General features: G+C 52.4%; 11 protein-coding genes and 2 pseudogenes. 12 read left to right on the forward strand and 1 reads right to left on the reverse strand.

What is annotated here, in order from left to right; genetic code table 11:
• The first annotated feature begins 212 nt into the window (after positions 1-212).
• The 11 genes and pseudogenes from MGLY_RS17450 to MGLY_RS17495 form a co-directional block, all read left to right on the forward strand.
• Positions 213-533, forward strand: coding sequence for an SH3 domain-containing protein (locus MGLY_RS17450; protein WP_156276686.1), 321 nt, complete (start codon positions 213-215; stop codon positions 531-533).
• Positions 534-711: 178 nt separating this feature from the next.
• Complete coding sequence (locus MGLY_RS17455) at positions 712-2529, forward strand: hypothetical protein (protein ID WP_156276597.1); 1818 nt, start codon at positions 712-714, stop codon at positions 2527-2529.
• A 15-nt stretch (positions 2530-2544) separates the two neighbouring features.
• Positions 2545-4218, forward strand: coding sequence for a hypothetical protein (locus MGLY_RS17460; protein ID WP_156276599.1), 1674 nt, complete (start codon positions 2545-2547; stop codon positions 4216-4218).
• A gap of 61 nt (positions 4219-4279) precedes the next feature.
• A complete protein-coding gene (locus MGLY_RS17465) occupies positions 4280-5332 on the forward strand; it encodes a ParM/StbA family protein (protein ID WP_156276601.1) in 1053 nt (350 codons plus the stop codon).
• A gap of 106 nt (positions 5333-5438) precedes the next feature.
• Positions 5439-5696, forward strand: coding sequence for a hypothetical protein (locus tag MGLY_RS17470; protein WP_156276603.1), 258 nt, complete (start codon positions 5439-5441; stop codon positions 5694-5696).
• A 20-nt stretch (positions 5697-5716) separates the two neighbouring features.
• Positions 5717-6028 carry a hypothetical protein gene (locus MGLY_RS17890; protein WP_170291253.1) on the forward strand — a complete coding sequence of 104 codons (312 nt, stop codon included), beginning with the start codon at positions 5717-5719 and terminating at the stop codon, positions 6026-6028.
• Positions 5994-6629 (forward strand): EAL domain-containing protein, encoded by a 636-nt coding sequence (locus MGLY_RS17475; protein ID WP_246187530.1) that lies wholly within the window; start codon positions 5994-5996, stop codon positions 6627-6629. The genes MGLY_RS17890 and MGLY_RS17475 overlap by 35 nt, the downstream gene beginning before the upstream one ends.
• A gap of 5 nt (positions 6630-6634) precedes the next feature.
• A complete protein-coding gene (locus MGLY_RS17480) occupies positions 6635-7180 on the forward strand; it encodes an HAD family hydrolase (RefSeq protein WP_156276607.1) in 546 nt (181 codons plus the stop codon).
• Between the two features lie 26 nt (positions 7181-7206).
• Positions 7207-8157, forward strand: coding sequence for a hypothetical protein (locus tag MGLY_RS17485; protein WP_156276609.1), 951 nt, complete (start codon positions 7207-7209; stop codon positions 8155-8157).
• A 23-nt stretch (positions 8158-8180) separates the two neighbouring features.
• Positions 8181-9197 (forward strand): DNA-methyltransferase, encoded by a 1017-nt coding sequence (locus tag MGLY_RS17490; protein ID WP_156276611.1) that lies wholly within the window; start codon positions 8181-8183, stop codon positions 9195-9197.
• A 273-nt stretch (positions 9198-9470) separates the two neighbouring features.
• Positions 9471-10091 (forward strand): annotated as a pseudogene (locus MGLY_RS17495) (IS110 family transposase); the annotation flags it as partial.
• 85 nt (positions 10092-10176) lie between these two features.
• Here MGLY_RS17495 and MGLY_RS17500 read toward each other — a convergent pair.
• On the reverse strand, positions 10177-11991 hold the full coding sequence (locus tag MGLY_RS17500; protein WP_156272643.1) for an IS1634 family transposase: 1815 nt from the start codon (positions 11989-11991) through the stop codon (positions 10177-10179).
• A 175-nt stretch (positions 11992-12166) separates the two neighbouring features.
• Here MGLY_RS17500 and MGLY_RS17505 point away from each other — a divergent pair.
• Positions 12167-12832 (forward strand): annotated as a pseudogene (locus MGLY_RS17505) (transposase); the annotation flags it as partial.
• Positions 12833-13146 lie beyond the last annotated feature (314 nt).

The raw sequence follows: 13146 nt of genomic DNA on the forward strand, positions 1-13146 counted from the left end.
TGAAGCTGTTGGCGCAGTTTCAAGGGCCGTAAACGAACCCCGGTTTGGTGGGGCCGCCAAAGGGCTTCAATCTTGCCGTTCCCTTAACTAGATTATCCTTTAATTACGGTATTTAGTCAAGGCGCTGGAAGAAAAAATTTTACACATGATATGCCGGGATTGATTTACCAGTAATATTGGGTTAGAATGGAGGCACAAGGCAGGTGAGCGCCATGCCGGAGGAAAGCTTACGGGAGATAGCGGCCACCAACGAACCGCATCATACCCTAGCTTCGCCCGAGTTTTTCTTCCTCTTGCAGAGGATTGATAAGCTGGATGAAACTTTAACCAAAGAAATTAAAGACGGTGATCAAAAATTAGAAAGCCGTATTGATAAATTAGAAAACCGCATTGACAAACTAGAAAGCCGTATTGATAAGCTGGATGAGAAATTTAGCGGCAAATTAACCACATTGAACTATTTTGCGGCAGGAGCTCTATTTACCTTAGTGACAGGGTTTATTGGGGTTATAGCTACTTTACTTAGCAGGTAAACGATACTCAAAACCAAGGCTGTGGAGTGCCTCACTCAGCCGAGGCGTTTTAACCGGCCCCTTACTTCTGCCAAAGTAAAGGGTCAATTATTTCCCCAGATGGCGATAGGACGGGATTTTTCCCGCCCTATCGCTATTTTTATGGGCGAAAAACTTTTAGCAAAGGAGTGGCAAGCAGATGCGCAGGAAGTTGGTTGCGGTTTTACTGTTAGCGGTGATTGTTTTCATGATGCCGTTGGATGCATGGGCCTGGGATTTTAAGGACAAGAATGCTTACCCACCGCCTCCAGGCTACGGCAACCTCACCTACACCCGCACCCAGGGGGCCTACATCGATTTTATCCTTGTCCACCCATTCAGCATCTCTTCCAGTAATCCAGAAGGGGGCTCCCTGGGGGACTTCGGCCCCACCGGGCCCTACCGCAGCACGGCGGAATACCTTTTCGCGCCTGATAACCGCGATGCCCAGGGCAACCTAATTTTGGGGGACGGTTGGGGGTTTATCAATCCTAAAGATGGGTTAACCCCACCGTCCTCTGATTTGAATACCTGGCTTCAAGCCCTGGAGTGGCCCAAGAGCGGCGGCTGGTACAACGTCACCGATGCCGGGGCGAAGCAGGGCAGCGCGGCTATAAGGAACATCTTCTACCACATGCCATATGGCACATATATTTTTACTTCATCTAACATCACCGGTGCCAGCAAGACCAACCCCATGCTGGTCAGTCCCGGCCCCAATTTCGATACCGTCAACGACGGCCAGCGCGACATCCGGGCCGCCGGGAATTTTCCGAACAACAAGCCCACCTACCTCTTTAACTTAACCAAAGACGCCGCCATCGGCCTGGTGCATCGCCTGGAAACGCTTTACCCCAACATGGGCGTTTACTGGGTCCCGGAGGTAGGCTACGAGCACAAGAAGGTAGCCTGGACGGCAGACTTGAGCGTGGCCCAGCTTACCGCCGGTTCTCCCGGCAGTAACGGCCAGGCGCCTTTCCAGGCCGTTGTTGAAAACCTCTCGCCTTTTGACGCGGTTAACGCCCTTTTCACCCTCTACGCCTGGCCGGAAGGGGAACCGAAACCTTTCCAGGTGGCCAGCCAGAAGGTTAATATTCCCCGGGGCTCCGTAGCCGCTGGAACGCCGGGAGCGTTAACAATCAACGGGTTCTATGCCGCGCCTGAGGGAAAGAAGTATACCCTGATTGCCGCCATCAACGCCGTTTACGACCCTAACGGGGTAACCCTGGGCGGTGTGCCGGGAAGATGGCAAAAACAGCTGTATAACCCCACCTACAACGGCCAGGTGCCGCCGGGGATTGGTACTTTCTTAGAACCCTATTACGACAACAACGTTAAGCAGGCCAGCCAGGATGCTTATGTGCCGCCTTCCAGCGACGGCGGTGGCGGCCAGGGCCTCCAGGGCAGCAATGACCTGGCGGTTACCGGCCTGGATGTTTACGACCAGAACGGCAACAAGGTCAACAGCGTGGTGGTGGGCCAGGGTTATAAGGTTAAGGCCACCTTTGCCTCCTCTTTCCCGGTTAATGGTTTTGCCTTTGTGCGGCTTTATGACTACGATAAGAGCAATTCGATGATGTACCTGGTGGACCGTGCCTACGAGTATTTCCACGCCGGGGAAACGCTTACGGTGGAGTGGAACTGGAACCCGGGCCATACCCAGTTTAAGCTGATTGCTACGGTGGATTATGACTACAGCAACGGCAACTGGGTGCAGGAGAAGTTTGACGGCAAGTATATCGAGATTACCTATGAGAACAACAAGCTAGAGAAGGATTATACCGGCACATCCGGGGCCAGCGGCCCGCCGCCGGGCGAGCAGCAGCTTACGGTTGGGGCTTATCACCCCATAGTTACCAAGCGGGTGCCTGTCTACCGGACGGTAACGCGGGAGATTGTTGAGACCTACTGGCAGGAAGTGCCCTTAATACCGGCGAACACCCCTGAACCGAAAATCAGGGTCCGGCTAATCCAGTAAGGGATGGTGGTTGTTATGGCCAAAATAAAGAAATATTCCCGTGGGCTTGCCCTGATATTATTTTTAAGCTTGCTCTTGCCCATGCCCGGGAAAGCCGTGGCGGCGCCCGCAAAGATATGGGTAACCCTGCAGGGCATTAAAGATCTAAATGGCAATCCTACAGGAGATAGAAACGTGTATGGTTACTTTTACTATGGAGACAGGGAAGATCTATTTATCGAATGCGATCCTTCTACCGGCAAGGAAACCCGCGCTTACGTGCTCAAAAAAACCTCCAGAACAGAGCAAGCGCAGGAACTGGCCGGGTACCAGGAAACACAATATGAAGATACCAATCGCTGGCGGGAAGTCTGGGCGCCGCAAATAAAAAACGGGTTTACTCCCCGAAGTTTTTCCTGGTTAATACAATTTACGCCCAATCCCACATTGTTCTATGTGCCCTTTTTCCCTGTTGCTGAAGACCTTAAACTAGCTTTCCCTATCGCCGGGGCGGACTTTATGGACGCGACACCCAACGGCCGGTATGGCTGGAACCCTTATTATGGCGCGTACCCGTTATATTCAGCTGTGTCTGTAGGGTCTTATCCGGTAAAAATCAACCTTATAGCAAACACGACTGTTGACGGGTATAGCCCTGGCTACTATCGTGTAAATCAAAATATTACAGTTCCAGGGGGATTGCCTGGTTACTACTGGTGGCAGTCATTTAGCGCCAATGCAGCGGCAGTTAATTATTATTTTACTTATAGGCGGGATTACTGGCCCTACTACGATGGAAATAATCACGACGAGGCGACATTATATTTATATTACCAGGTACTAAGCGTCGGCGACCCTGAAGCGCCGGAATGGGCCAAGACAAACGCTGCAAACAACCGGAATGGAGCATCATGGGGAGCCGGTTATGGTTATGATCATTGGTATGCTACCGCTCCTAATCAATTTTATGCTCGTTATTCCTTAAATGGTTATTATGCATCATATATTATTACTCATGTAAACCCAAGAGGCTATCAATACGGGCACGAAATAAATTGGCCTTACAGCGGGTATTATTACGGTGATACCAGCATTGCAGTGATTAAAGGACCCGTGTTCGATACTGGCGCAGATCTGGTTAGATGGGTACCGGCACTAGGAGTGGATAGTGGGAATAGTGACATCCAGTATGGCGCATTTGCGGTTGATAAGAGTAATCTCGGCTATAGAATTGCTAATGATAGTTTAAGACAAGTTGATGCCTGGGTTGACTTCGGCAACCGCACCTTCTTTGTGGCTAACAGGGACAGCAGCCATGTTGTCCAGGTGCCTGCCAGCCTTGATATTAGATGGGGAGGGCTGGGATATAGGGGCGTGAGTTGGAGCGGCACAGTTTTTTTAAATCCCGGGGAAATTAAGGCGGCCTATATCTGGCCTGATAATTATCCCAATACAGCCAAGTACAATGATGAATATTCTGTTGTGCATATTAATTGTTACAACCCAACATATTATTTCCCGGGCCTTCAGGGCGGGGAGGCGATGATAGGCGAATCACGTTACACCAGATGGGCAACAGGAACATATCCATTATCTCGGTTTGAACCCAGGAATTTATATAACGGCTCCTATTTGTGGGCGCCGCATTGGGTTACAACTTGGGGATGGTGGGTGAGTTATTATACTGCATATGGCGCGTGGTCGCCTTGAACCGGGGTTAGGCCCCGGTTTTCTTTTTTAAGCGATCTATTTAGCAAAGGAGCGTGGTTTAATGTTTGCTACTATCCAGACTGACCCGCAGGCGGCAACCGTGGCACCAATTAAAACAGTAGGCGTTGACGTGGGTTACGGCTTTGTCAAAGCCGTGTCGCCGGTGGCCAGGGTCTCTTTTCCCGCGGTAGTGGCGCCTTATGTTGAGGACCCCCTAAGCGGGATGTTCCGCGATGGGACAGGCCATAAGGTAAAGGTGCGTAAAATAAGCGGGGAGGTAGAGGAAAAGCTTGTCGGCGAGGCGGCCCTGCGATCCCTGGCGGCCACCACTTCTTTAAGCCGGGAGAAACCGGCGGCCCTCCATGACCTGATGCTGCTGGCGGCCGCTTACCTGGCAGGTGCCGGGGATAAAGGACCATTCCCCAAACAGTTTGACCTGGCGATGGGGTTGCCCCTGGCCTATTTCCGTGGCCAGAAAGATGCCCTGAAAAAGCGCCTGGAAAGCCTGGCGGCCTGGGTGAGCGTGGACGGCGGGGAGGAAAGGCATATTAGCTTCGGTAAGGTGCTGGTGTTCCCCCAGGGGGCGGGCGTGGTGCTGGCGGGGGATGTAGCCCTGCCCGGGAACGGGTATTTCGGCGTGGTCGATGTGGGTACCTACACCACCGACTACCTGCTCTTTGAAGACCGTGGTGATGGCGTGCCATGCCCCCTGCCGGAGGCCTGCGGCAGCCTGGAGGCGGGTGTCCACCTGGTACACCGCGCCCTGGCGGCCGAGTTCCAGCGCCAGGCAGGTGCCCCCCTGGCCCCGGCCATGTACCAGGAGGTTGTTGAAGATGCGCTAGTCGGCCGGCCTATTCACTATGCAGGCAAGGATATCCATCTTGAGGAAACGTTACTAAAGGCCAGGCGCGACGTCGCCCAGGCTATCGCCCAGGGGGTGCTGGCGGCCTGGGGCGGCCGCGCCGGGTTTGTGGCCCTGGTAATTCTCGCCGGCGGCGGGGCCTGCCTGTTTGACGATGGGTTGTTGCGGGCCTTGCCGGGGGCTAGAATAGCCAAAGACCCCTTCTTTGCCAACGCGACCGGTTATCTAAAGATGCTTGGCGGGATGGCTTAAGCCTTGCAATTACTGGGTTTCATAGCATTTTTTCGGCCATTTGGCGGGAAAGTCGCCTAGTCTAGACTTAACCCTGCCGTTTTGGCGGGAAAGGGAGGTAAAAAAGTTGCCTCAAGCATTGAAAAGGCTGGAAATTCGTGTCCCGCCAGACCATCCTGTTTTCCGCTATCCTCCCCGGTTAAGGGGCCGAGTGGCCCGGGAGTGGCTGGACTTGGGGATGCGCCTGGCGGGTATCGAGGAAAGGCTGGCCAGGTTAGAAGAGAGGGGGCTTGTGCCCCCTGTCCCAGGGGACGCCAACCGGAATGGAAAGAGGATTGACCCGGACAAGTTCAGGGAAACCCTGGCGGGGATTTTTGATTTTTAAAAGAGAGGTGGTGGCCAGAGGTGGGGGAGAAGAACCCGTTTGTACCGGTACACGTGCAGGTATCAGAGCTGGTCCTTATACCTGAGAGCGAAATTATTGTTTTAAAGCTGCCCGGGCAGCCGCCCGTGACGGTTTACTATATCGGTCCCGCCCAGATTGAAAAGGTAGAAGAATATTTTGCCGGGCGGAAACCATACAGCCCCTGGCGGGAAGGCGGTGATCTCATTGCTCAAAAAAAGCGACATCGAAGCGGTAATAAAAAATCCCGGCAGGATACGTGTCTACTACCAGCCGGTAGTGAACCTTACGTCCGGGCGGTTATGGGGATATGAGGCTTTGGTCCGGGGGGAGGGAATCCTTGCCAAACCGGGGCGGCTCTTTAAAAGCGCCGCGGCCTATAGGCTTTTGAGCGAGCTTGATACGGCCTGCTTTTGGGCTGTCCTGGCCGGCGGCTACCCGCCGGAGGGTTACTTAAGCGTTAACGTGACGGCGGCAGGGCTGGTTGATATTGATGCCGGTGCCTACGCGAACCCACGCCTGGTCATCGAGTTAACCGAGTATGGCTGCAGGGATATACAGCAATTAACGGGCGCCTTGAGTGCCTGGCGCGGGAATGGCGCCAGGATAGCTATAGACGACGTTGGGCCGGATATAGGCCAGCTGCGGGCGGCCCTGCACCTGAAGCCGGATTTTATCAAGTGGGACCGATCTTTGGTAGCCAGCTGCGTCGGCCATTCTTCCAAGCGCTTATTCCTGGCCCAGGCCCTGGAGGTGTGCCGTTACCTGGGGGCGGAGGTAATTGCCGAGGGAATCGAAAGGCCGGGCGAGTTGAAGGTTCTGCAGGACCTTGGCGTTGAGTATGGCCAGGGATACCTGTTGGGTCGGCCGCAGCCTGGATGGGAAAAGGCTTGGGTTATGGCCGGTGGGGGGTGATATGCATGCGTATCGGGGTTGACCTTTGCAACACTATCGCCAATGTAAACGTCATGCTGGCTATGAAGTTTACCTGCCTTTCGTTAACCCAATACCCTTCCCCGGGAATACCGGCAGGGTATTTTAGTACACCGGAAGGCCTGGAATTGCTGAAGATGGCCCAGCCCTTCCCCTACGCGGCGGCGACATTGTGTTTAATGGCATCCGCCGGGCATGAGGTTATCTACCTCACCAGCCGGCCGGTCCTGGCCGCCAATTTTACGCGGGAGTGGCTGGCGGCGAACGGCTTCCCCGGCGGGGCGTTGATGTTCCTTCCCCGGGGCGATAAGGCATTGTTTGCCCGGCACTACGGGATTGAATGGTTTTTTGAGGATGACCCGCTGGAGGCATTGAGTCTACATGGTGTTGTTAACAAAGTTTTTGTGAAGACCTGGCCTTATAACTATGGTGTCCAGGGGCCGGGGATAAAGAAGTTCATCAGCTGGCGAGAGGTTATGCCGTTAATTGCACCCGGCGGCTTAGTAAAAAGCAGGTGCTGGCAGGCAATATAGCCTGCTAATAGCGGGAGGGTAACAGGTTGAGTGAGATTGTACGCGGCCGTAGCCGGGGGCACCTGGTGGTTGACAATACGCTTATGGATGGGCTCCTGGAGATTGGCGGTATCGACCTAGCTGGTTTTTATACCGCCCTGAAGAGGTTTGTTGACAGGCGTGATTCCCTGGATAGCAAAGCTGCTATGCCCTGGACGGTGGATTACTTCTGCCAGAAGTTCAAGATGGGCAAGCAGCGGTTTTACCGCCTGGCGGAAATGCTCTGGCGGGTGGGTTTGCTGGATGTAACCAAGGATTACGGCAAACTGGCCGGCCGGGAAGGGCCGTCCGGGTGGAGAAACCGCTATGCCATCCATGATGACCCGGGTTATGAAGGCCCGTTGCGGGAAATACGCGGGGGGACATTCAAACATACCGGGGAAGAGGGGAGGTATTCCGATACAGAACTTCCTGGGACTAAAGTCCCGGGTATTCCGATACAGGTATTCCTGGAGCGGAATGTAAGAAAAGAAAAGTATAGAAAAGATGATGTTGTTGTTGTAACGCCGCACCCGGAGGCAAAACCTGGCCAGGGAAACCAAACCCAACAGACGGGCAACCCTGCAGATGAGGGCGCCCCCCTTGAAGCCCCGGCAACCTGTAACAACTTAACAGGCGAAGATGGGGGTCAAGGACATCCTGGGTTCGCCAGCCGGGTCCAGGAGGCTTTCATGGAAGCGGTAGGACATCCCTTGCCCGGGGAGATTGTGAGTGAATTATCAGGTTATCCGCTGGATTACGTTCTCGGTAAGATCGCCATGATGAAGCAAGGGAAAGAGAAGTCCAACGCCGCTGGCTGGCTGCTGGAGGCCTGCCGGGAGGACTACCGGCACCTGCCGGGGCCGAAGCCGGCCAGGAAGGGAAAAGGGAAGTTACCCGGGCCGCCGGGATCCGGCAAAGAGCATGACAAGTACCGGGAATTATACCGCTTAGTCTGATTTAAGGTGGGAGGTGGAAGCAGATGCATACCCATCACAAGTTCTACCTCGGCGATGCCCTGGAGGTCCTTAAAGGGCTGCCGGCAGAAAGCGTCAACTGTTGCGTTACCTCCCCGCCCTACTGGGGCCTGCGCGACTATGGCATAGAGGGCCAGGTGGGAGGGGAAGATACCCCGGAAAAATATATCGCCAGGCTGGTGGATATTTTCTCCGAGGTCAGGCGGGTGCTCCGGCCCGACGGGACTCTCTCGTTAAACCTGGGCGACTGCTACGCCAGCCCGGGCAAAGAGGGAAAGTGGGACGAAAAGAGGCGCCAGAAGGGGACCGGGCGGCACCTTTATTACCTGCAGGCCAACCGGGGCCGGTTTGCCGGGCTGAAACAGAAGGACCTGGTAGGTATTCCCTGGGCGGTGGCCTTTGCCCTCCGCGATGCCGGCTGGTACCTCCGCAGCGATATTATCTGGTACAAGCCCAACGCCATGCCCGAAAGCGTGCTTGACAGGCCTACCAGGGCCCACGAATACCTCTTCCTCCTGAGCAAATCCGAACGGTATTACTACGACTACAAGGCTATCCAGGAAGATGCAGTTAGCGGCGATCGTAGTAACCCAAGGGGTTCAGCAGGAGTAATAGGCACCACAAACAGCGGGCTAAGAAAACAAGACGGGGTGGGCAACCGGCGTTATACCGGCTTCAATGCCCGGCATCAACCCCGGGAAAGACGCAATAAACGCTCAGTGTGGATTGTACCAACCAAACCTTTTCCGGAAGCCCACTTTGCTGTTTATCCTCTCGACCTGATCAAACCGTGTATCTTAGCAGGTTGCCCCCCTGGAGGCACGGTCCTGGATCCCTTTGGCGGGTCCGGGACCACATCCCTGGCGGCAAAGCAGTTGGGGAGAAACAGCATTTATATTGACCTGAACCCTGCCTATCTGGAAATGGCGGTCAAGAGGATGCAGTTTGAGGTGCAGGAGCTGTTTGCCACCCACACTTACGAGGTGATCTGGGGAAAAAGGCTAGAAACAGTTGCTACTTGATCAAAGCACATGGAGGTGGCAGGACATGGGTGCGCCACGCAAGCTGATGCGTGATTGCTGGTGAGAGTCCGGCCCGGGTAAGGAATAGCCAACCGCCCGGAACTGGCATGCACGGTGCGAACGGCAACGGACGTATCGAAGCTGCATGTGCAGGAGGGAACAGGCCGTAAGCATTCCTGTAATGAATTAAGGTAGGTGTTGCCAATAAAAAAGCCTCCTGGTAAAAAAATAATAGACCAAAACAAACAAACCCACCAGGAGGCGAGAAACCGAATGAATGAAGTGCAAAAGAAATTACTGGTCCATGGAGAAGTGATAATTGTCGGGATCGACGTAGCCAAGCACAATCACTGGGCACGGATCTATAACCAAATCGAACTGGATGTGGTCAAACCCTTCAAGTTTCATAATAGCAAAGAAGGCTATTATCGTCTAGTGGCAAAAATGGAAGAAGCCAAAGAAAAAGCCAGGGCAACAAAAGTAGTAATCGGCATGGAGCCCACCGGCCACTACTGGAAACCCTTAGCATGGTTTCTCCAGGAGCAGGGTTATACAGTAGTGATAGTCAATCCCTATCACGTCAAAAGGCGGAAAGAGGAAGTAGATAACTCCCCCACCAAGAACGACCGAAAAGACGCCGGGATAATAGCCAAAGTAGTCAAGGACGGGAATTTCCTCCACTGCCTTTTGCCCAAAGGAAAATATGCCGAACTAAGGAACCTGACCGTAACCCGGCGGCAGCAACGCCGGAAACTAAACAGCGCCTTAAACCAACTCCAGGCCATCCTGGACGAATACTTCCCCGAGCTGGGGCAAGTATTCAAAAACCTGTTAGGCAAAGCAGCCCAATGGGTCTTAAGGAACTGTCCCTTCCCCAGGTTAATATTAGCCTATAACCCAACTTTGACACCGCCCCTTAAAAATCAAGGGGTCCATAGGGACAATTGTCACTACAACCCCTTTCTGGGGCTCTTAGTGGCTACCTGAAGGTTAAAATTTTAGGTGGAAGTGGAAGGCCCAAAATTTTTAACAATTCACTCTGGCTTTGTCCGGGCTGGGTGATACTATAAATCCGCTTATCAAGAAACTGCTGGTCAACAGCCTTTATCTCTTCTAATAATTCCAGGATACGGCGGCCGCTTTTATGGGCAACCTTCCAGCGGCGTAACTCTCTTTCTTGACTTTCAGGATCAGGGATTTGTTTCGCCTTAAAAATCTCATCTTCAATATATCGGCGATGTATCACCTCCAGCCATTTTTCAAAGAGATAAGCCAGCACACATATAAAGATGTGTCCCTTAACCCGACTTTCGTTGTAGTGGTAGATAGGCCTCAAGCGAATGAAGTCCTTGATATGGCGAAAGGCGGTTTCTACCTGGAGCAGGTTTTTATAGGCGGCAATTACCTCCTCAGCTGGCAGGTCAGCATTAGTCTGGATTAAAAATTTGCCGTCCCGCAAAGCCTCTTTAGCCAGAGCCGGCTCATTAATTTCAAAGTTGAAAGACTTGCCGTCATAAGTAATATCAAAAATTGGAGCAAGGCCCTTCTTGTTAAGGATAGCAGCTGCTTTAAGCATGACTCCTTTTGTGGTAGGCTTGCGCCCCCGCCGCGGGGTTTCCCGGGCCAGCCTGTCTTTCAGCTCTTGCAATTTTATCCTGGCTTCTTCTATCGCTTTGACCCGAAATTCATAATCCTCTTGGGCTTTGAGAGGATTGTGGCAAAGGATATAGCGAACCGGAGGCTCGAAGTTTTCCTTTTCTTCCTCTTCTCCCTCTACCAAGTTTTCTTTAGGGGGAGCCTGTACCTGCTCTGGTGGTACTTCCACATAAAAGAGGGGGTTATCGCCGTCTATTAGCTGGTATTCTTCGAGGTTTTGGTACCTGGCCAGTAGTTCATCGCTCACTTCCCGGCCGCGTTTATGAAAGCCCAGGATATAACGGAAGTTAGCCTCCTTGAGTTCTTCTAAATTATGACTGGTCAGCATACCCCGGTCGCCCACGAAAATACAGCTCTTGATGGCAAACTTTTGCTTAAGTTGTTCGATGGCGCCAGCCACGGTTACTTTATCAGGTATATTACCTTCAAATACCTGGTGGGCAATAGGCATGCCTTCCGGAGTCACCAGGAGGCCAATATTAATTTGCCGGCAGTCCGGCCGGTGGTCGCGGGAATAACCGAACCTGGCCAGGGGGCAATGGGTACCTTCAAAGTAGCTGCTGGTCAAGTCGTAAAACACCAGGTTAAGCTGATAACTCAAGAGATCCGTAAGCCGGTTGTACAAGTGGCGTTCCAGATAATCCTTCATTTCTTCCAGGACGTCAAGAGTACGGTAAAAATGATGCAACTCAGGCTGTTTCTCTTCCAGTTCCGGCAGGTAAATTTGCCTTAACCATTGGGATACTCCAAGCTTGCTTTTAGGAGCGATGAGGCGGTTTAAAATCATAATCTTGGTGCATAAGGCCACATCCATCTCTACTTGACGATTTTGGAGATAGTTTTTAAAGAAGGCGTCCAGGTCCAGTCGCTCCCAGAAAAAATTCACCACATAGGGGATACCATAATGCTTGGTGCCGAAGGTCTGGAGGTCCTTAACAGTGCCCAGCTCATCTTCCTTAAGGAATTCCCGCAGTTTATTAATAAGCCGCTGTATCTCTTCCTGGGAATACTGGTCGATGTTGCCTAAATGCCCAACCTGGCGCTGTTTTACCTTGCCTTTTTCCCGGTAGGATTCTACCAGGACCAGATAATGGTAGGTATGGCCGCCGCGCCTGGTAGTGATAATACGGGGGAACAAAGGGGCATCACCTCGGTTATCGTCATTACTATTATACCAAGAGATGCCCGGCGTGAAAATACTCTAAGGCAGATTTGTTTTCACTACGTTTTGCCGACTTCGGTAGAGAAAGATCGTTGATATTACTAGTCTTGGTGGTCTTTAAGCCCTTGAAATAGAAGTTTTAGTGTCAAAGTTGGGCTATAAACTCGAAGAATTAGCCACTGCATTAAAAGAAGCCAGTAACCACCGGGTAGGGATGAAAAGAGCCCAGGCCCTCTACCAGACGGCCCAGGGGTCCATAGGAGTAACCGAAGGATTAACCGGAGCCCAACACAAGCTAAACGCCTGCCTGGACGAAATAGCCTTTTACCAGAAGCAAATCGAGCAAACAGAAGCAGCCATGGCCGATATTTTGGCAGGAATAGATATCGCAGGCAATTTATTAAGCATCCCCGGTATAGGCCTGGTAACAGTAGCCGGCTTTTTAGGCGAAATAGGCGATCCCCAAAATTACGAGCACTGGAAGCAAATCCAAAAACTCGCCGGACTGAACTTAAGCGAACAAAGTTCCGGGCAGAAGAACGGGCAAAGCAAAATATCCAAACGCGGGCGAGCCGAATTAAGGAACCTGTTATACCAAGCCAGTCTAACTCTAGTAGCCAAGAACCGTGAATTTAAAGCGTTGTACCACTACTTCCTGACCAGGCGGGAAAACCCCTTAAAGAAAAAGCAGGCCTTAATAGCCATAGCCGTAAAATTGCTACGGGTGATGTACGGCCTGGCCAGGAAGAAAGAAAACTACGACTCTGACAAAGTGTTAGGCGACTATCGCCGCGCCCAATTACAGCAAGCAGCTTAAGTAAAAACCCAAACACAAGGTAAAAAGTCTTGGGTGGGGGAAGCCATATCATCTCCATAAGGGCATAGACCCTGCTTGTAAGTACTGGCACAACCCACCCGCCCTCAAAAGGCCGAACGAAGGAATGAAACAGGGCATAGACCCCGGGAGACATGATAGGGTAGCCGAGGGCAAGAAGTGGTGAGGGTAACTGCCCAAGACTTAAAGATTAAACCATCGTCTTGTTGTTGTGGACGATGATGGAGGCTTAGTCTGCCCTTTTGGACTTCATCATAAAAAATGAAAATCTAAGAGAGCAGGAGATTTAACGAGCT

Source organism: Moorella glycerini (assembly GCF_009735625.1).
GTDB lineage: Bacteria > Bacillota > DSM-521 > Neomoorellales > Neomoorellaceae > Neomoorella > Neomoorella glycerini.

What these genes read in the sequence shown, in the direction of transcription:
- MGLY_RS17450 (WP_156276686.1), top strand. Translation starts at nt 213, where the DNA reads ATGCCGGAGGAAAGCTTACGGGAGATAGCGGCCACCAACGAACCGCAT.
- MGLY_RS17455 (WP_156276597.1), top strand. Translation starts at nt 712, where the DNA reads ATGCGCAGGAAGTTGGTTGCGGTTTTACTGTTAGCGGTGATTGTTTTC.
- MGLY_RS17460 (WP_156276599.1), top strand. Translation starts at nt 2,545, where the DNA reads ATGGCCAAAATAAAGAAATATTCCCGTGGGCTTGCCCTGATATTATTT.
- MGLY_RS17465 (WP_156276601.1), top strand. Translation starts at nt 4,280, where the DNA reads ATGTTTGCTACTATCCAGACTGACCCGCAGGCGGCAACCGTGGCACCA.
- MGLY_RS17480 (WP_156276607.1), top strand. Translation starts at nt 6,635, where the DNA reads ATGCGTATCGGGGTTGACCTTTGCAACACTATCGCCAATGTAAACGTC.
- MGLY_RS17490 (WP_156276611.1), top strand. Translation starts at nt 8,181, where the DNA reads ATGCATACCCATCACAAGTTCTACCTCGGCGATGCCCTGGAGGTCCTT.